A 17006-nucleotide genomic window follows, 5' to 3' on the forward strand; every position below is an offset into this window, starting at 1 on the left:
CCAGGGAGACACCATGAGTTTTGAGTTGCAGAGCCAAGGGCTGGCGCAAGGCTCAACGCAAGCCAGTTCTAAACCGTAGCCTGTGGGAGGAACTAGAAGTCCTCGTTGCCGGCCGCGATATCACCTGGGAACGGGTGCGTGGCCACAATGGCGATCCATTGAACGAGGAGGTCGACCGGTTAGCCAATGAAGCTGCTCGGTCGGCTAGGTTCTCATAAAATGCTCATTGCTGTCGGATTGGCGTTCGCGTCCATTGTTGCTTTAGCCAGGCTGCCCAAGTAAACATCGCTCCCCGGGCCGCATCGTGTCCCACTCAGTAAGTGACTGTGACGACGACAGTGTCGGTGTAAACACCGGCCGACGGCATGGCCTGCGGAGGCACCCGGCCATAAACGGTCAAGGCTGGGGTGTCCGGTGCCAGTTGCCGTCACCATGCTGCCAGCCATCGACGCATCACCCCAAGGCTGAGTTCGGGCAATGTCCTTGTAGAGCCCGTAAGTCACGGTTCCGCCCCCTTTGACATTTGCGGCTGCGGGGGTGAACCGGCGGTCGAGGCTGCCCAGTTCCGGCATTTCGGCGATCAGGCTGCGGGCAACGACAGGACCGACACCCGGCACGGAGGAAAGCAGCTTTTCGTTGACCCGCCAGACTGGGGACTTGCGGATATGATCGTCCATGCCCGCATCGAGGCTTGCCAGCTCAGGCCGAAGCGCGACGAGCAGCCGGTGGATGCTCTTTTGCGCCTGTTTCGCGATGACCGTGCGAGCACGGTTGTCCTCCGCCACAATCATCTGCACGATCTGACGCCGGCGGGCGACGAGCTCGGCCAGGGCCTCGGTTTCGGCGTCGCGCAATGGCCGCAATTGCGGCCTGGTCGCAGCGATGAAAGCGGCAATGACGGCAGCATCGATCGGGTCGGTCTTGGCCCGCTTGCCGAGTGCATTGGCATAGGCGCGCACCTGCGCCGGATTGACCACAACAATCGCCAGGCCGGCGCCTGCCAAGGCGGCGACCGCCCGTCTCTCGAAGCTGCCTGTCGGCTCCAATCCGACAACGGCCGGCGAAAGGGCTGCCAGCCGCCGAACCAGATCCTCCACCCCGGCGTGGTCATTCTCCACCGAGAACGCCTCGCCGGACGGCAAAACATGCACGTCGAGCCGATCCTTGGAAACGTCGATGCCAACAATGATTTCCATCCTGTCCCATCCTTGCCTAATCGGGCTTCGCTTGCGGCCCAGGCGACTGTTCGGGTTCGATGGAACGGCGGACGAAGACCCTTGCTCTCCCACGGCCTCGATCACCCAAAGATGCTCCGGTCTCCGGTCCGCCACCGCACCTGCCTTCATAGCACAGTCGGCAAAAAACGATACACGTTGGCCTCCTTGGCAGCCGCCTCAAAGGCTGACGACCTCTTGGGGGAAGACTCTGTCCTCGAACGCGTCCACGCAGGATTGGACCGCCTTGGTCCACTTCGGACCCTTTGTGTCCCACGCCATGAGTTCCTCGGCGGCTCCCTCGACGTGGCTGACCCCATTGCGAATGCCCGGACGTTTCGTTTTCACGTAGACCGGAGGGTTGAACGAGAGGGGAGCCATGAGGGGGAACTTAGAGCGACAAGAGCCCGCTGACCAACCCAGTTGTAGCCGCAGCCAAGGGAACGATGTAGGCCCTCGCGGGTTTAGAGGTTGCAGTGGTCCTTCTCGGATGTGCAGCCGCTGTGGCGGGGTCCGTCGCCTCCCCTTGCTGGCGGCGGGCTCCTTTCGCGAAGGCGGTGTTGGTCAGAGACATCTAGAACCTTATACCGCATCCAATTTAGCTAGTTGTCATTGGGGGGAGCAATGTCCCCTCCTCTTTTGCAGCAGCTAGGAATGCCTTGCGGGCCTCCTCAGGTCCATCTCGTCGAAAAATTACGGCCATGCAAACGCGCACCGCGAGGTCCCACCAAGGACCACGCTTGGTCCACTTCATCAGCTCCTCGCCGGCTGCCTCGGCGTTGTTAACATTGCGGATGATCCCGGGACGCTCGGTCTTGACGGGGACCGGAGGGTTGAACCAGTGGAGAGCCATGCGGTCACTCTTTGTCGACCTTATCAAGTTCCTCCAGCAAATACCTTTGCTCAGCCCGCAGTTCCCGTTCTACAGGCAGATATAGCAGGTTGCGAAGGTAATTACGGATTACCTCTGACTATTGAAATGCGCAGGACGGCGCGCTTCCGTTGCGATGCCACAGCGGCTGAAGTTGGCTGACAGCTACTCGCGACCGTCAAAAGCCACGCAGAGGCCCAAGGCAGTTGCTGCCTCGACGATTGCCTCGGTTAGTTCTTCGTCGGAGGCCACCAAATAAGGCGCAGTCTCCCGAGCTTCGCGTAGTGCCGCTTTGATCGAGACGGTGTCGCCACGGTCCGTCGCGGATGGTGCGAAGGCCGAGTTCGGCGCAGCCGCGGTAGGCGCCCAGGGCATGCAAATTATGCGAGGTCGCACGAATAAGATGGAGGCGAACCCCGTCCTTGCGCCGGTGCGAGGAGCACTCAAAGCCTGCCATGAAAAACTGGCGAAGCGCGAAGCTTGCGGAACCGGAGCCTCCAGAACCGGAGCCTCCACCTGGTGCTCGTCCCTGCGCCCCACTTCGCTCATTCGAAGTCTCCTTTCAGCAGTCGGCTTCGAACTCGGCCGCCTTGTTAGGACCGGGAACCGCGTTGGCGAAATACCGCATCCAATCGGGCGCGCGCCATCTTCGTTGCTCAGTCCAGCTCGTCCTTGCGTGGCCGGGTAATGCCGAACCGATTGGTCGAGCCTTGTTCCTGTGGTGGACTGTCCGGAGCTGGGGGCGAATGAGGAACAAGGGGGGCCGTGCCAAGTTCGGGGCGATGTACCACCGCCGATCGACTCGAGCGGCTGCTCAGCAACAAGAGAGGCACGGGATCACATGACCGTTCAGATTCGACTTTCCGAGATCGACCACGCCAGGCGCGAGGATCGTGGCGACGGCGCTTGGAGCATCGCACCGGACTTGGGCTATTTGCGGCTAGCAATCGTCAATGTCGTGTTCTTCGGCGCACCGGGCAGCGGAGATCGGAACTGGGTGCTGATCGATACCGGGTTGCCGACGTCCCGCAGCAGCATTCTTGCGGTCGCGGAAAGGCGGTTTGGCACGAACGCACGGCCGGCCGCGATCATCCTGACCCACGGCCATTTCGACCATGTGGGAACGGTTCTAGACCTCGCAAATAAATGGGACGTGCCTGTCTTCGCGCATCCACTCGAGCACCCCTATTTGGACGGAACCGCATCCTATCCGCCACCCGATCCCTGGGTCGGGGGTGGACTGATGGCGCTGCTGTCGCCGCTTTTTCCACGCGGGCCAATTGATCTTGGCAACCGTTTGGAACTCTTACCTGCCGACGGATCGATCCCCGGAATGCCCGGATGGCGATGGTTACACACACCCGGGCACGCGCCTGGGCATATCTCGCTCTGGCGCGAGAAGGACCGTTCGCTGATCGTAGGGGACGCTTTCATCACCACCGGTCAGGAGTCAGTCTATGAGGTCGCCGTTCAGGATCTTGAGATGCACGGTCCGCCGCGCTACTTCACGCCGGACTGGGATGCGGCGGAAAGATCCGTGAAGCACCTGGCTGCCCTGAACCCGCAGATGGTCATCAGTGGACACGGTGCGGCTGCTGCGGGAGTGGGCATGCGTCACGCTCTTGACAGCCTGGCTGAGCGGTTCAGGGTGTTCGCCGTCCCGCCGAAATTGAAATTTGTGCGCGAGCCGGCGGCAGTCCAAGGTAGCTGAGGCTAACCGAGCCGCCGCCGTTCTGAAGTATGGTCAAGTTGGGCAGACTCTATTTCTCGAGCCGGTAGAGTTACCCGTCGGGTCGTGCCCCCTACCGTCGCCGACAAACTCTGACAAGCGGAACAAACCCGGAAGGCGCCGGGTTAGGGCGTTCGATCGGCGCAGGCGACAGCGGCCAAGCGCCCCGAAGTTCTGCGTCAGGAGAAGACGTCAGATGGAAAAGAGTACCCGAGGACGCGCCCTCTCCGCCGGCGAGCCGACCGGCAAGAAGTTGTTCGAGCCCACACGCGTCGGCATCCGCCGAGACTTGGCTTCGATTCGCTCAACCGTGGAGGAGACCAAATGGCAAATCTGGGAAGATTGGCGATCGCCATGCTTGGCGTTCTGGCATACCAAAATCGCGACAAGCTCTGTGAATTGATTCCGGGAGCGGGGTATCTTAACCCAAACGACCCGCAACGCAGAATTCTGGCTCAGATAACGAATGGCGTGTCGAGGGCTGACCTTGGTGAGATCCTCGACCGGTTCAGGGAGGTGGGGGCAGGATCGAAGGTCGACTCGTGGGTTGGCAGCGGGCCAAACCAACCGATCGAGCCAAGGGACGTCGAAGCGGCAATGGACGAAGGTACACTCACGTCCATTTTGATGCACACGGGTCTTTCGCGCGACGAGCTAATCAGAAGGATTGCGCGGGATCTACCCGAGACAGTCAACGAGATCACGCCGAATGGTGAATGGCCGCCTGAGCCGACACAAGGCTTGGATAAGTCGACGCTGCTCGACAATGTATCGTAGGGGACGCAGCCAGGAATGCAGCCGGCCAAGGCGAGATCCAGTACTCTACACCGGGGAATCCAATTGCTCGGACGCACCCAGTTGGACAGCCCGCCAGCCGCAAGTTACCGGCCTTGGGAAGGCTCGTCGGTCGTGTCCCATCAGGTGGTGTAGCTCGGCGGTTACGAAGCCGCTCGCGAGCGCGCCGTCAGTAGCGAGTGGGGCGGCCGAGGTCGCGGGGCAGCGGTGGTCCAAGCATCGGGGGCTTGGGCTTGATCCCCGAATAGTCCTTAGACAGCCTTTCAATTGCCTCCGTGGTTGGCTTCCGCTCAGTGTTGTAAAGCTCGTCAGCCTGCTCTTTGATGCGCAGCGCCGGTCCCTGCAGCGCCATCATGGTGACGCCTAGCTAGAACGGTGCCGGAAGCAACAGCTGCAATGGCGACAATAATGCTGCGCTTGAAGCGCACAGCGCGGCGAGGCGAGGCCCGCAGCTGCAGCTGTTCTGGATCGAGTTTCGGTGTAGCATCGGAGCGGGGAGTATCCGTCATGGACCGCATCCCGTTCATCGAGATCTCCAGCCCCACACGATCTGAGAAGGCGGCCGGGAGATGGGGCAGAAGTCGGGTGCTCCGCGTTAAGTGAAGCATGCGGCAACGGAGGCACGCCTTGCGAAGCTCGCCGGTCACTGTCGTGTCATGTTCCCGTAGACCTCCGGAGTGCGCCACCGTCCGCCCATCACTTGGTTTGTCTTGGCGGGGCGGTTGCGGCAAGCGCGTCGGCCGACAAAGCGTCTGTTGAACTGCTACGCCCAGAATACATCGCCATCGCAGCGGCAGCGCAGGGCGGCAAGCGGCACCGCGACAAGGAAGCGGTCTGCCCACCATCAGGTTTCCTCCAAGCCCAGCTCCAGGGCTCGGCCGGACTTTGTCTCCCCACCTACCTTGCTATTGTGCAATGCGGCAGCGATATTGCTGCGTATGCGTTGCGCGGATCGAGGTCCATTCGGGCATCACAACCGGAGGCGGCTCGATTGCGAAAAAAATCCGATACGTCGCAAGTATCGCCGCGTTGTAAGCGCGATATGCGTCACATACTCCCAAACGTAGCGGGTCGAACCATCTGCAGACGCTGGCCGAGTTCGGTACCAAACCCGGCGCGTTGGGGGCCACGTTTTATCTTCCCGATGAACTGCCCAAAGGCGCTCCGCTCGTCGTCATGCTGCATGGCTGCACCCAGACTGCGGCAGCGTACAACCGTCACTCCGGATGGTCGCGACTTTCGGACGAAACCGGGTTCGCCCTGCTCTTTCACGAGCAGCAACGCGGCAACAATCCAAACCTCTGTTTCAAATGGTTCCAGCCTGACGACGCCAAGCGCGGTTCGGGCGAGGCGCTTTCGATCCGCCAGATGATCAAGACGATGGTCGTCACCCACGGTCTCGACCACGGGCTTTTCGGCTGGAGGCGCAATGGCAGCGGCCATGCTGGCGACATATCCGGAAGTATTTGGAAGGCTGTGCGATATTGCCGGCCTGCCCTACGGCAGCGCAACGACAATCCCGGACGCGTTCGATAGAATGCGTGGACATGGCGGCCCGTCGGAACAGGATCTGCAACGAACTCCGCGGCGCGTCGCATCATCGAGGACCGTGGCCGAAGATCTCAATTTGCCACGGCACCGCCGACCAGACGGTTTCGCCTTCCAACGCCGAAGCGCTCGCGAGCCACTGGCGGGAGGTCCATCGGGCAAAAGCGCTAACGCATCTTTAGGCTGCCGGCCAGCACGCAAAGCAAGTTTGGCGTGATGGCGCGGGAGAAGTCTTGATCGAGGTCAACATGATCGCTGGGATGGGCCACGGTACACCGCTCGGCAACGGCCTCGGCGCTCCGGGACCCTTTATGCTTGATGTCGGCATCTCTTCCACTCAGGAGATCGCGCGGTTCTGGGGCATCTTGGTAACGGAGAAGGGTGTCTCCACGACATCGAGGCCAGAGTTGCCTGCTCGCCAGCACGTGCCATCCCGTTTGGAGATACCAGCTATGGAAAAGGCGAAGACGGCGTCCTCGGAGTCAACCGCCACCCTCCAGTCCCCGCGTACTAACGCATCGGGCCAGCCGGGCGTGAAGAACCTCATCGAGCACGCCCTTCGGACAGCGGGCCTTATGCGCTAACCCAAGCGAGCGCACCGCCCCCACACGTCGTCCCTGCTTCCCCGCCAATAATAATGCGGCCCTTCGACCGGGAAATTTGGACCGCGTGATGGAAGCCGTCTCGAAGACCTCCGGGCCTATTTGCAAGCACACTGTTCAAGGCCGCGATATGAACGCAACTGCCAGTGCAGTATGTTCGACGGCAATTTTTCAGCTTGCTGCCGCCGATCGTTTGAAGATGATGGTCACCTTCGTCCCTTTGCTAGCGCTAGAGTCGACTGCGAACTGCGCCTTGGCGTTCTCGGTCAGCGAGCGCGCGATCAGCGCTCCGAGCTTGCCTGGCTTGGGCCACGTCTCGCCTTCCGGCAGGCCGATTCCGTCGTCCGCCACTATAACCCGGCAGCCGTCGCCATTGACGATGCTGTGCAGCGTTATCGTGCCGCCGTCGCGTCCCCGGAACGCATGCTTTAGTGAATTGGTCAGCAATTCGTTCACGACCAGTCCCGCCGGCATGGCGACGTTTATTGACACGGGATATGTATCGACCTTCATATCCAGGCGGATCCCCTCGACTGCATGCGAACTCATCACCGCGGACGCGATCTGGCTGAGATAGACGCCAAGATCGACCTCCTCCTTCGGCTCGTCGGCCGTTAGCGTCTGGTAGAGGATCGCCAGAGCGTCGACGCGACCGGCGAGCCGCTCAAACCGTCTCCGGTCGGCCTCGGTTGCGTTGCGGCTTTCCAGCCGGATCAGTGCAGTGATCATCTGCAGGTTGTTCTTTACCCGGTGCTGCAGTTCGCGTAGCAGCGTGTCTTTCTCGCTGACACGCTCCTCCACCGAGCGCTCATCTCCCGCCTCGCCATGGGCCGATACGTCGACCAGCGCCACCAGCCGGAAGCACATCTTGCCGTTGTCGTCCTCGATCACGTTGGAATAAACGTCGACGATCGCCGGCTTGTCCTCGTTGCGCTCCAGCCTGTAGGTGCCGACTAAATCGGTTCCCTCGACCACGGCCTCGGCAAGCGGCCGGTCCTTCTGCTCGTGGAGGCCTTTGCCCAAAAGGGCTGCCCAGTTTTCCCGGGTGAGCCTGGCGGCCATCAGGCCTGAGAGCTTCTCGAATTCGGGATTGGCGTAGACCACACGCTCCTCAGCGGCAAGGTCGGAAACGGCTATGGCGATCGGCACCTGGTCAAGGAATTTTTTGAACTGTTCGCTTTCCAGTGCGGTTGCAAGCTCAGGTGTATCCAGCAACTGCTCGACCGCCGCGGGCTTCTCTGAATCAGATGTCATTTGCGCGCCTGTTCCGTGCGTACAATATCAACAATCCAGCGCCCCCGCCATCGCCAAAGCTGGACACTGCATTTTCATGCGCCGCGTATAGGCCTCGAGGAACAAGTCGCCAGTCAGCTGGACTTCATGCGGGCCGAGAACGATAGCGTGAATGCGATCACGCAGATGACCACCGGCCAACTGAACCAGCTACCTGAGCATCACGATAGCTTATCTATCTTGGCCCGGCCCTGCCCGGCCTTTACAGACGTGCGCTGACGCGATGGTCGAGCCATATCGACTCGCCTACATCGTATGTTCACGACAGCGGAAATCGCCTGTGGGCAATGCAACCAGGCAGATCATCGAAGATTGCCCGGGACATCACGTCGCCGAGGGAAACCGGGCATCGTATTCGCATGCTGATGCGCGAGGTCAACCATCGCGTCAAATCAGTATTCGATCATCATTTCGATCCGCGAGACCAACAAGCGGGCCGAAAGCCCGGCCGCATTGGAAGCGCATTGTGTCACACATTTATGCCACTCCTTGTCAGGCTGACTTGGCCGCTGGCAGTGCCGAAGATATTTGGGCCGGCTGCAGTGTCGACCGTCTCCGCTTCGGCTATGAAGGAACTTGCAAGCCGTCCCTCGCAATTGCGGTCCACCTCAGCGGAATCGGGCTTACTTGTTCCGTCGGCGCTGCTTCGCTCCAGCTATAAAGAGGTATCGGTGCCTGCCGGAATCCTAGCCGGCGATGGTGACCGCCTGCTCGATGCGAAGGGGCAGGCCCACCGCCTTCATGCTGATGTGCCAGGTTCGCTGATTCATATCGTGCAGAATTCCGGTCACATGGTGCACCACAGCGCGTCCCAAGCCGTCCTTGCCATGATCCATACAGTGGTCGCCACGGCGGGAGCGAACGATGAAGCATTGCGGCGCACCCATGACTAGCCCCCCGCAACGCTACCGGTGCGACTCGCGGCTTGCTGCAATCCAATCGATGCGTGCCTTGCCGAGCTGCGCGGCAAACAATTTAGACCTGAGCCAAACATCCTTGTTGCGGTGTGGCTTCAAATGCGTACCGAACGTGGAGCCGCTTGCATGTAACCAAATTGCCGGCTCGGCGTTTCCTTCGACGCCGTTGCAACGGTCCCGCCCACCAACGCAAGCTTACAGAACACGAATTAGCGAGGCGATAGCTTCTTCCACAAGTATAGACTGGAAATTCATGGGTCGTAATTTTCTGGTGATTGAACCTGAGGAAGGCATTGCCGTGCTCAAGGGGCTTGCCTCCTCGGCGCGTATCTCGATGCTGAAACTGCTGCATGAGAAGGGGCCGATGAATGTCAACGAAATCGCCGCCGTGCTGTCGCTGCCGCAGTCGACCGTCTCGACCAACATCCAGGTGCTGGAGGATGCGGGGCTGATCCGCACCGAGCACCTGAAAGCGAAGAAGGGCAGTCAGAAAATCTGTTATCCGACGGCCGAAGAAGTGCTCGTCGTGTTCAAGGGCGAATATCGTGCGGTCAAGAACGACGCGATCGAAGTGTCGATGCCGATCGGGCTTTACACCGGCTTCGAGGTTACCGCGCCCTGCGGCCTTTGTTCGCCGGACGGCATCATCGGTCTGCTCGATGTACCGAACACTTTCCTCGATCCGGATCGTATGAAAGCCGGGCTGTTGTGGTTCACCCGCGGTTTTGTCGAATACCAGTTTCCCAATAATGCCAAGCTCGCCAATGCCGAGATCACCGAGCTCGAAGTGGCGATAGAGCTGTCTTCGGAAGTGCCGGGCACCAGCGCCGATTGGCCCTCGGACATCACGCTGACGATCAATGGCGTCGATGTCGGCACCTGGACGTCGCCGGGGGATTTCGGTGACAAACGCGGCGTCTTCACGCCGTCCTGGTGGAAACTCAAGGGTTCGCAATACGGCAAGCTCAAGAACTGGCGAATTGCCAATGACGGCACCTATGTCGACGGCCTCAGGATTTCCGAAACCGGCCTCGCCGCACTCGATCTGAAGAGCCATCATTCAATCCGCGTCCGTATCGGCGTCAAGGACGACGCCAAGCGCCCTGGCGGGATCAACATTTTCGGCAAGGGCTTTGGAAATTACGATCAGGACATCCTGCTCAGGATCAAAACCGGTTGATATCATCGATCCCGGTTTGAAAAATAGTGAACCCAATTTCAGCTGCTTCCTTTCATCTAGCCAACTCGCATCCAATGGTCAGACTTACGGCTATCTTGTCACCGGCGCTGAGAAACCGATTGGCACGACTGGTCTCACCGAGGAGTTCGAAGAGAGAATTTAAATGTATTATCTGACGACCAGCTTACCTTGATCCATTTTATACTCTCAACCTGCCTCGTCGCAGGCTTCGCCGACTGCCTACGTCATCCGCCTGGGACATCTAGCCCATCCGTTATCGCTTGACGACCATTGATCCGAAACGGCGACTGGCAGCACCATTGTGATGAGCAAGCTTAATCTGTGCCTTTCTTGGGTTTTGTCGGCGTCCGTCGGCAATGCGACCTGGACGAGGTGGGTAGCCCAGCGGCTACGATTGGATCACGTTCTCTAGGCTACTCTGGAAAGTATGTGCCGATCCAAGTCGCACTTGGCCAAGCCATATCGCCAGCGGTGGTTCGTCGTCTCGCGTCTGCTCTGGTAGAACAAAGTCAATTGCCGGCCTTCGATCATTACGGTCGAATGGCCATTCTCGCCGGGCTCACCAGGGTCGAGAACGGGGCCAACGGAAACGTAGGGACCCTTGACGTCATCGGCGATGGCGAAGAAGACGCGCTGCCGGCTGCCGCGCGGACCTTCGGGGAGGAAGCAGGTGGCGTTAAGAAGCACACGACCGTCCGGGAGCTCGACGAGCTGCGCGCCTTCGATCCCCCATTCGTAATCCGGGTGTTCGCGCGCATTGTGATGCGGCACGTCGAGATGATCGAGTATTTTGCCGAGACGTTTCCATGGCCCGAACCAGGAATCGGATTGGCTGCGCGCCAGATAGACATCAGGCTGGGGCACCTTGGTGAATTTGGGCATGCCTGAATAGACGATGTAGCGCTTGCCGTCGACGATTGCCGGATGGGGATCGTAGATGCCGTCCTCATCGGTGTCGGGCAGCGACAATATCGCCGGATTGAGCACCACCCAATGAAAGCCGTCATTGGAGACCGCGTGCTCGCAACGTCCGCCGGACTTCATGAATTCGGTCTGGATGAACATATGGAAGACGCCGCACTCATGAATGACGCCGGGCGCCGCAATGCCCGATCCGGTTACCGGCAAAACGATCGCCTCGTGCTCTGTCCAGGGTCCATAAAGATCCGGCGCTGTGGCGTGGAGGATTTTCCAGCTCTCGGTTGTGACGGTGCCGCTGGAGCCGAAGACGTGCCAGAGCGTGCCATCGAACACCGGACAAGGGTCCTTCAGATCATCCACCGCCTGCGGGTGAAACAGTGGAAAGACGTTGGTTTCAAAGTCGATCTTCATTCGCAAGCATTCCCGCGATTGTTTCGCGGACCCCTTTCATTTGGACCGTCTGCGTGACTCAGCCGAATCGATTCGCAGCCCTCATTTATAACTCCGCCCATGAACGGTTGTTGAACGATTGAACGATTTCAACCGTTCTGTGGCAATGCGCCACATTTTGGGTGAGGTCACGCACGGCGCGGGGCTTCAGCTTCTGGAGCGGCCATCATGTCAGCCGGATGCAGGGTCGTTCGGCTTGACCTTCTCTGTTGAGCCATGGCCGGAATGGAGCGGACCGCTGGCCTCGCCCGAGACAGTTTGGAACTATGGAACAACTTACTGGGATGAAAGTTATATAGATGGCTGCGAATTTCATTCGAAGCTGCCTCGATTAACGTATGTTAGCCGAGGCAATTTCTAATTGTAACGAAGGATTTCTATATGGAAATGGCGGTGGGCACCTCCCTAAAACCAAACACCACCGTACAGTCGTCAATTTTACTTTGCTTTTCCCACCTCCGATGGAATTTTGTATTCCAAAGACCGCAACAGATTCTGACGCTCGCCTCAAAACAGCAGCAGCTAATTTATTTCGAGGAGCCGATCTTCGACGAAAGGCGCCACGCTTCGACGCGGGTGAACGATGTTTCACCTACGATCAGAATTGTGACGCCGCTGATCCCAGTTGGTACTTCCGCGACCAGGGCGAACGCGATCCAGCGCAGGTTCGTCGATCAGATCCTCGCCTCCACGCCGCATGACCGATTGACGACCTGGTATTACACGCCCATGGCGCTACGCTTCAGCGATCATCTCGCCTGTGACGTCTGCGTCTACGACTGCATGGATGAACTCTCCGCGTTCAAAGACGCTCCCGCAGAGTTGACGCAGTTGGAAAAGGCGCTGTTGCAACGTGCCGATGTCGTCTTCACGGGCGGGCAGAGCCTTTACGAGGCCAAGCGAAGCCTGCATCGTTCGATCTTTGCTTTTCCAAGCAGCATCGACGTTGCACATTTCCATCAGGCGAGAGAGCCGGGTGAGGACCCACTCGACCAGGCCAACATACCTCACCCGAGAGTGGGGTATTTCGGGGTCATTGACGAGCGGCTCGACGTCGAATTGGTAGCGGAGACGGCTGCAGCAATGCCGGACGTGCAATTCGTCATGCTCGGCCCTGTGGTCAAGATCGATCCGGCGAGGCTGCCCACGGCAAGCAACCTGCATTGGCTGGGCGGCAAGTCCTATGCCGACCTGCCACGCTACCTCCGGCATTGGAGTGCCGGCTGGATGCCTTTCAAGCTCAACGAGGCGACACGCTACATCAGTCCGACAAAGACTCCTGAATTCCTGGCGGCAGGACTGCCGGTGGTTTCGACAGCGATCGTCGACGTCGTGCGCACCTACGGCGCCGAAGGCCTTGTCGACATTGTCGACGCCGAGGATGTCGAAGCCAAGCTTCGATCCATCCTGGCGCGTCCTCGCGATTTCCTGGTGGAGAAAGCCGACGCCTACCTCGCCGATATGTCCTGGGACAAGACCTGGAATGCGATGGCGGCCCACATCCAGCGCGCCCACGCGATGAAGAGCGTCGTGCCGTTGCTGAGGGGAGCGTGAGCATGTTCGACTGGCTGATCGTCGGCGCCGGCTTCGCCGGCAGCGTGCTGGCGGAACGCATCGCATCGCAGCGACAAGAAAGCGTCCTGATCGTCGACAGACGAAATCACATCGGCGGCAATGCGTATGACTGTTATGACGAGGCAGGGATCCTGATCCACCGCTATGGGCCGCACATATTCCACACCAACGCCCAATCGATCGTCGACTACCTGTCGCAGTTCACCGAATGGCGGTCTTACGAACACCGCGTGCTGTCGCTGGTCGACGGAAAGCTGCTGCCGATACCGATCAACCTAGACACCATAAATCGCCTTTACGGCCTTAAGCTGACATCCGAGCAGCTGCAGGAGTTCTTCGCTTCCCGGCGAGAGACGGTGGAAGAAGTCCGCACAGCCGAAGACGTCGTCGTGAGCACCGTGGGCAGGGAGCTCTACGAGAAATTCTTCCGCGGCTACACGAGGAAGCAGTGGGGTGTTGACCCTTCCCAGCTGAGCAAGTCGGTGACGGCGCGAGTCCCAACCCGGACCGATCGGGATGATCGCTACTTTGGCGACACTTTCCAGAAAATGCCGGCAGGCGGGTATACGCGCATGTTCCAGCGCATGCTGGATAATCCCAAGATCAAGATCATGCTGCAGACCGACTACCGCGAAATTCGCGACAAGATCCCCTTCCAGCGGATGATCTATACCGGTCCGATCGACGAGTATTTCGACTGGAAGCTTGGTCGCTTGCCCTACCGTTCGCTGCGCTTTGAGCACACGACGCTTGATTGCGAGGAGTTTCAGCCGGTCGCCGTCGTCAACTATCCGCAGACGGAAAACTACACCCGCATCACCGAGTACAAGCATCTGACCGGACAGAAGAGTCCGAAGACCAGCCTGACCTACGAATACCCCTCGGACATCGGAGATCCCTATTACCCGGTGCCGCGGCCCGAAAACGAGGCGTTGTACAAGAGCTACGAAGCGTTGGCAGCGGCGTGCCCACAGGTCTGGTTCGTCGGACGTCTGGCGACATATCGCTATTACAATATGGATCAGGTCGTCGGGCAGGCTTTGGCGACGTTCGCGCGCCTTCAAAACAGCATGCCGGTAAACGGCATCGGGCAGATGCCGAGGCAGCGCGAGGCGGCGGAGTGAACGATGCGCCGGGATTAAGCTGCATTCGCGGTGACCATTAACATTTGAGATGGCGCAAAGATCAGCCGAAGCTAATATGCCGTTGGAGGGGTCGTGCGTACGAGACGTTTCACAAAGCCGATAGTCGTTCAACCGGCCGGATCGATCGCGACAGGGTTGTTGTCTCGGTAACGGACGCGGCCGAGGTTCTGCTGAAGGATTGGCCGGAGCCGGCTTGCAAGCGTCGAGACTCGCAACAATCGAGGCGTGCCTTGCCGTCATGCGCGGTGAAAAGTCGCCAAGAGTCGCACGCGAGGCGATCATCGCTGCGGCCAAGGACCCCAGGATCTTTCTCGGTGGACAGATTTAGGCTTACCGCGTTGCCGATGCAGTTAAAGCGCGGCGCACTATCGGCGGGGCTATACCGCGCCTGCTGGCTCGTTGTCGAAGGCCTCGAACAATCGGCGTTGGCGCTCCAACTCGTCGGCAAGCGGCTTGTGAAGAGTGCGCGAGCCGTTCGCATGAATGGTGGAGAACAAGCCTACTTCGGCGTGGCGCGAATTGTCCCAACCGGGGTAGGCCGTCACCGGGTACAGGCATATGCCCTGAATAGGTGCGCCGAGGCTCATCGCATCGCGCACTTCGTCGCAAACATAATGGAGCCAAGCCGGCCGTCCCGACCCCTCGGCGCCGGTCTCGGCAATAATCATCGGCTTCTTGTAGCGCTCGTCGACCTCGACCAGCATTTCCGAAAGCGCCCGGTATTCGTGGTGTCCCATCGGTATCGTTGGCCCATTCAAGTACCATTGGTTGTGCGGATAGAAGTTGAGGCCTATGACGTCGACAAGGTCCTCGCTGCCACCCAACTCCGGCTCAGCGCGCCCGACCAGCATGTCGTAAGCCTCGAACTGGCCCTGACGAGCATTTTCGGCGCGCCGCCGCTCGGCGCGACTGCGGTCACGAGGAGCAATATGGATGAGCGGTTCAGCCCAGATGAACCTGCAACTGGGTTCGGCCTCCCGCATTGCTCTGGTCCCGGCGATCGCTGCCCTGACAAGGTGGCGTTTGAACCATCCGCGCTTATTCTGCCCGGCGCGCGGGAAATAGCCGACCTCCACCGCCCACGCAAAGAAAGAAATTTCGTTGATCGGACACACCAGGGGAGCCACTCCGGTGGCTAAGCGATGAACCCGAACAGCTTCCGCGGCGAAACGGACATAGGCCTCGACAAAGCCGGGGCCACCTTGGTCGACGTGGTCTGGCGAACCATAGTGGAAGATATCCCAGATGACCTGCACCCCGGCCGCCTGGGCTGCTTCGATCACCAACATCCAGCTCGACCAGTCAAAGACTCCCGGCGCTGTTTCGATCAAGTGCCAGCGCAAGCCGTCGCGGATCGTGTGAAGCCCAAGCTCGGCACAGTGGCGATAGTCGCCGGATGCATGGGTGTCATGTGAGGTCGCACGGATCAGATCAAGGCGCACCCCGTCGGCACGTCGATGCGAGGAACACTCGAAACCAGCCATGAAAAAGCTCTCGATGCCAGAAGGATCTGCCGCGGGCCGACGAGCCGGTTCCTCGTTCATACCGGCATCCTGTCGGCCAGGGATGGCGCAAGTACTTGCGTTCGGCGACCGCCCTTTGCCAGGTTCGGTCGCCTCTTCGATTTCGATGAGGCTGCCGTCACGTCGAGGTGTTGGCCTTGCCTGGCGTTCACAGCCATGATTTCCTCGCGCAACACGGAGACGAGATCGGGCTGGTTGCGGTTGCGGCGCTCGTAAGCCAACAGCAGTTGCAAGCGCTCGCGCGCCACGGACGCGCTGCCGCGGCGCTTGAATATATCGAGCAGGTTCATGCTGCCCTCCTTCCCAACAGCCGGTCGAGGAGGCCCCTCCGCTCGAAAAGCAGAATGACCGGCAGGTCCTCGCCCTCGAGTCTTCTTGCTGCGTCGATACAGGCGCGTGCGGCGGGGTTGGTGTTTTTGCATAACCGGCGCGCCCACATTGGTGCGCGTAGTAGTACAATGCGGTTAGAGCCAAAACACGTGTGCTCGACGGGCAAGCGACAGAGGAAATGGCCAAATCCGAATTCGCCCATTGCGCTGCTCACGAAGATGCAAATTTCGGATTGGCCACCCCAGCAATGCGCGACCTCACGCGGCCTGCTGCATTGCCCGTTCGTTGACGCCAGTTTCGCCGAGTTGGGTGAGCGCCTCATCGGTGGCTTTTTCTTCTTCGAGAGTCTGTTCCAGAAGTGGGACTGCGTCTCGTAGGCCGAGCAAGCCCGCCCACGTCACAAGAGTGCCGTAGCGCGCGATTTCATAATGCTCGACCGCCTGGGCTGCAGCCACGAGCCCTGCGTCCAATGCTGGAGCGTCTCCGAATTCTTCCAAAATCTCCTGCCCCTCCTCGATCATGCCATCGATCGCTGGGCACGTCTTACCCTGAGCCCTCTTGCCAAACGCGTCGAAAACCTGCTGCAGGCGCTCGATTTGACCTTCTGTCTCGTCTCGATGCGAACGCGGCCTTCAGCTCTTCGGACTCTGCGCCCTTTGCCATTTTCTTTAAGGCGGTCAGAATCTTCCGTTCGACGTAGTAGATGTCCTTCAGACCATCGTAGAAAAGGTCTTCCAAGCCCTTGGAACTGCCCTGTGATCTTCGCGTCATCGCCATTCTCATCTCCTGTTGAAAGCTATCGATGGATGTACGGCTCTAACGAGGCCAGTGCCTTGTTGTTCCTTCACGATGGCCCCACTGACGCCGACTCATGGTGGCGAGCGGCGTCGCT

16 protein-coding genes and 4 pseudogenes are annotated in these 17006 nt (G+C 59.7%); 10 read left to right on the forward strand and 10 right to left on the reverse strand.

All coding sequences use genetic code 11. From position 1 onward, the window contains the following. The first annotated feature begins 20 nt into the window (after positions 1–20). Positions 21–218 (forward strand): RNase H family protein, encoded by a 198-nt coding sequence (locus NKH05_RS20070; RefSeq protein ID WP_352589231.1) that lies wholly within the window; start codon positions 21–23, stop codon positions 216–218. A gap of 95 nt (positions 219–313) precedes the next feature. On the opposite strand, the pseudogene NKH05_RS33155 reads toward NKH05_RS20070, so the two are convergent. The 3 genes and pseudogenes from NKH05_RS33155 to NKH05_RS20085 form a co-directional block, all read right to left on the reverse strand. After that, positions 314–518, reverse strand: a pseudogene (locus tag NKH05_RS33155) (spore coat protein U domain-containing protein); the annotation flags it as partial. A 24-nt stretch (positions 519–542) separates the two neighbouring features. Further along, positions 543–1196, reverse strand: a pseudogene (locus NKH05_RS20080) (IS110 family transposase); the annotation flags it as partial. Positions 1197–1812: 616 nt separating this feature from the next. Next, the gene (locus NKH05_RS20085) at positions 1813–2067 is read right to left on the reverse strand and encodes a DUF982 domain-containing protein (RefSeq protein ID WP_352958807.1); all 255 of its coding nucleotides are present in this window, start codon (positions 2065–2067) and stop codon (positions 1813–1815) included. Between the two features lie 859 nt (positions 2068–2926). Between NKH05_RS20085 and NKH05_RS20090 the strand changes: the two genes are divergently transcribed. Further along, positions 2927–3796: an MBL fold metallo-hydrolase gene (locus tag NKH05_RS20090; RefSeq protein ID WP_352589225.1), complete on the forward strand. Its 870-nt coding sequence runs from the start codon at positions 2927–2929 to the stop codon at positions 3794–3796. A gap of 342 nt (positions 3797–4138) precedes the next feature. Further along, positions 4139–4591: a YidB family protein gene (locus NKH05_RS20095; RefSeq protein ID WP_352494309.1), complete on the forward strand. Its 453-nt coding sequence runs from the start codon at positions 4139–4141 to the stop codon at positions 4589–4591. A gap of 187 nt (positions 4592–4778) precedes the next feature. Here the strand turns inward: NKH05_RS20095 and NKH05_RS20100 are convergent, their stop codons facing one another. After that, entirely contained in the window at positions 4779–4964 is a 186-nt protein-coding gene (locus NKH05_RS20100; protein WP_352494310.1) for a hypothetical protein, read from the reverse strand. Positions 4965–5785: 821 nt separating this feature from the next. Between NKH05_RS20100 and NKH05_RS33160 the strand changes: the two genes are divergently transcribed. Both NKH05_RS33160 and NKH05_RS20110 read left to right on the forward strand, forming a co-directional pair. Next, positions 5786–6145 (forward strand): PHB depolymerase family esterase, encoded by a 360-nt coding sequence (locus tag NKH05_RS33160; protein ID WP_502896865.1) that lies wholly within the window; start codon positions 5786–5788, stop codon positions 6143–6145. Between the two features lie 245 nt (positions 6146–6390). Continuing rightward, on the forward strand, positions 6391–6741 hold the full coding sequence (locus tag NKH05_RS20110; protein ID WP_023722557.1) for a hypothetical protein: 351 nt from the start codon (positions 6391–6393) through the stop codon (positions 6739–6741). Positions 6742–6930: 189 nt separating this feature from the next. Here NKH05_RS20110 and NKH05_RS20115 read toward each other — a convergent pair whose 3' ends face one another. Then, positions 6931–8013 (reverse strand): sensor histidine kinase, encoded by a 1083-nt coding sequence (locus tag NKH05_RS20115; RefSeq protein WP_352484681.1) that lies wholly within the window; start codon positions 8011–8013, stop codon positions 6931–6933. Between the two features lie 398 nt (positions 8014–8411). Here NKH05_RS20115 and NKH05_RS20120 point away from each other — a divergent pair, with 398 nt between their 5' ends. Further along, positions 8412–8945: an alpha/beta fold hydrolase gene (locus tag NKH05_RS20120; protein WP_023723255.1), complete on the forward strand. Its 534-nt coding sequence runs from the start codon at positions 8412–8414 to the stop codon at positions 8943–8945. A gap of 277 nt (positions 8946–9222) precedes the next feature. After that, on the forward strand, positions 9223–10149 hold the full coding sequence (locus tag NKH05_RS20125) for an ArsR/SmtB family transcription factor (protein ID WP_352589216.1): 927 nt from the start codon (positions 9223–9225) through the stop codon (positions 10147–10149). 429 nt (positions 10150–10578) lie between these two features. On the opposite strand, the gene NKH05_RS20130 is transcribed toward NKH05_RS20125, so the two are convergent. Next, positions 10579–11502, reverse strand: coding sequence for a glycoside hydrolase family protein (locus NKH05_RS20130; protein ID WP_352589214.1), 924 nt, complete (start codon positions 11500–11502; stop codon positions 10579–10581). A gap of 645 nt (positions 11503–12147) precedes the next feature. Here NKH05_RS20130 and NKH05_RS20135 point away from each other — a divergent pair. The 3 genes from NKH05_RS20135 to NKH05_RS20145 all read left to right on the forward strand — a co-directional run bounded on the left by NKH05_RS20135 (position 12148) and on the right by NKH05_RS20145 (position 14589). Next, complete coding sequence (locus NKH05_RS20135) at positions 12148–13095, forward strand: glycosyltransferase family protein (RefSeq protein ID WP_352589211.1); 948 nt, start codon at positions 12148–12150, stop codon at positions 13093–13095. Positions 13096–13097: 2 nt separating this feature from the next. Then, positions 13098–14240, forward strand: coding sequence for a UDP-galactopyranose mutase (gene glf / locus NKH05_RS20140; RefSeq protein ID WP_023717096.1), 1143 nt, complete (start codon positions 13098–13100; stop codon positions 14238–14240). Between the two features lie 259 nt (positions 14241–14499). Beyond that, positions 14500–14589: a hypothetical protein gene (locus tag NKH05_RS20145; RefSeq protein WP_352494395.1), complete on the forward strand. Its 90-nt coding sequence runs from the start codon at positions 14500–14502 to the stop codon at positions 14587–14589. A gap of 49 nt (positions 14590–14638) precedes the next feature. Here NKH05_RS20145 and NKH05_RS20150 read toward each other — a convergent pair whose 3' ends face one another. From NKH05_RS20150 to NKH05_RS20165, 4 genes and pseudogenes are all read right to left on the reverse strand, one after another. Beyond that, positions 14639–15805, reverse strand: coding sequence for a beta-glucosidase (locus tag NKH05_RS20150; protein ID WP_352999307.1), 1167 nt, complete (start codon positions 15803–15805; stop codon positions 14639–14641). After that, positions 15802–16074 (reverse strand): cell division topological specificity factor MinE, encoded by a 273-nt coding sequence (locus NKH05_RS20155; RefSeq protein ID WP_023717093.1) that lies wholly within the window; start codon positions 16072–16074, stop codon positions 15802–15804. The genes NKH05_RS20150 and NKH05_RS20155 overlap by 4 nt, the downstream gene beginning before the upstream one ends. After that, positions 16071–16193: pseudogene (locus NKH05_RS20160) on the reverse strand (septum site-determining protein MinD); the annotation flags it as partial. The gene NKH05_RS20155 and the pseudogene NKH05_RS20160, both read right to left, overlap by 4 nt. A gap of 178 nt (positions 16194–16371) precedes the next feature. After that, a pseudogene (locus NKH05_RS20165) lies at positions 16372–16891 on the reverse strand (YciE/YciF ferroxidase family protein). Between the last annotated feature and the right edge of the window lie 115 nt (positions 16892–17006).

This window comes from Mesorhizobium sp. M1399 (genome assembly GCF_040317735.1).
GTDB lineage: Bacteria > Pseudomonadota > Alphaproteobacteria > Rhizobiales > Rhizobiaceae > Mesorhizobium.

What these genes read in the sequence shown, in the direction of transcription:
- NKH05_RS20085 (WP_352958807.1), bottom strand. Translation starts at nt 2,067, where the DNA reads ATGGCTCTCCACTGGTTCAACCCTCCGGTCCCCGTCAAGACCGAGCGT.
- NKH05_RS20090 (WP_352589225.1), top strand. Translation starts at nt 2,927, where the DNA reads ATGACCGTTCAGATTCGACTTTCCGAGATCGACCACGCCAGGCGCGAG.
- NKH05_RS20095 (WP_352494309.1), top strand. Translation starts at nt 4,139, where the DNA reads ATGGCAAATCTGGGAAGATTGGCGATCGCCATGCTTGGCGTTCTGGCA.
- NKH05_RS20100 (WP_352494310.1), bottom strand. Translation starts at nt 4,964, where the DNA reads ATGATGGCGCTGCAGGGACCGGCGCTGCGCATCAAAGAGCAGGCTGAC.
- NKH05_RS33160 (WP_502896865.1), top strand. Translation starts at nt 5,786, where the DNA reads ATGCTGCATGGCTGCACCCAGACTGCGGCAGCGTACAACCGTCACTCC.
- NKH05_RS20115 (WP_352484681.1), bottom strand. Translation starts at nt 8,013, where the DNA reads ATGACATCTGATTCAGAGAAGCCCGCGGCGGTCGAGCAGTTGCTGGAT.
- NKH05_RS20120 (WP_023723255.1), top strand. Translation starts at nt 8,412, where the DNA reads ATGCTGATGCGCGAGGTCAACCATCGCGTCAAATCAGTATTCGATCAT.
- NKH05_RS20125 (WP_352589216.1), top strand. Translation starts at nt 9,223, where the DNA reads ATGGGTCGTAATTTTCTGGTGATTGAACCTGAGGAAGGCATTGCCGTG.
- NKH05_RS20130 (WP_352589214.1), bottom strand. Translation starts at nt 11,502, where the DNA reads ATGAAGATCGACTTTGAAACCAACGTCTTTCCACTGTTTCACCCGCAG.
- glf (WP_023717096.1), top strand. Translation starts at nt 13,098, where the DNA reads ATGTTCGACTGGCTGATCGTCGGCGCCGGCTTCGCCGGCAGCGTGCTG.
- NKH05_RS20145 (WP_352494395.1), top strand. Translation starts at nt 14,500, where the DNA reads ATGCGCGGTGAAAAGTCGCCAAGAGTCGCACGCGAGGCGATCATCGCT.
- NKH05_RS20150 (WP_352999307.1), bottom strand. Translation starts at nt 15,805, where the DNA reads ATGAACGAGGAACCGGCTCGTCGGCCCGCGGCAGATCCTTCTGGCATC.
- NKH05_RS20155 (WP_023717093.1), bottom strand. Translation starts at nt 16,074, where the DNA reads ATGAACCTGCTCGATATATTCAAGCGCCGCGGCAGCGCGTCCGTGGCG.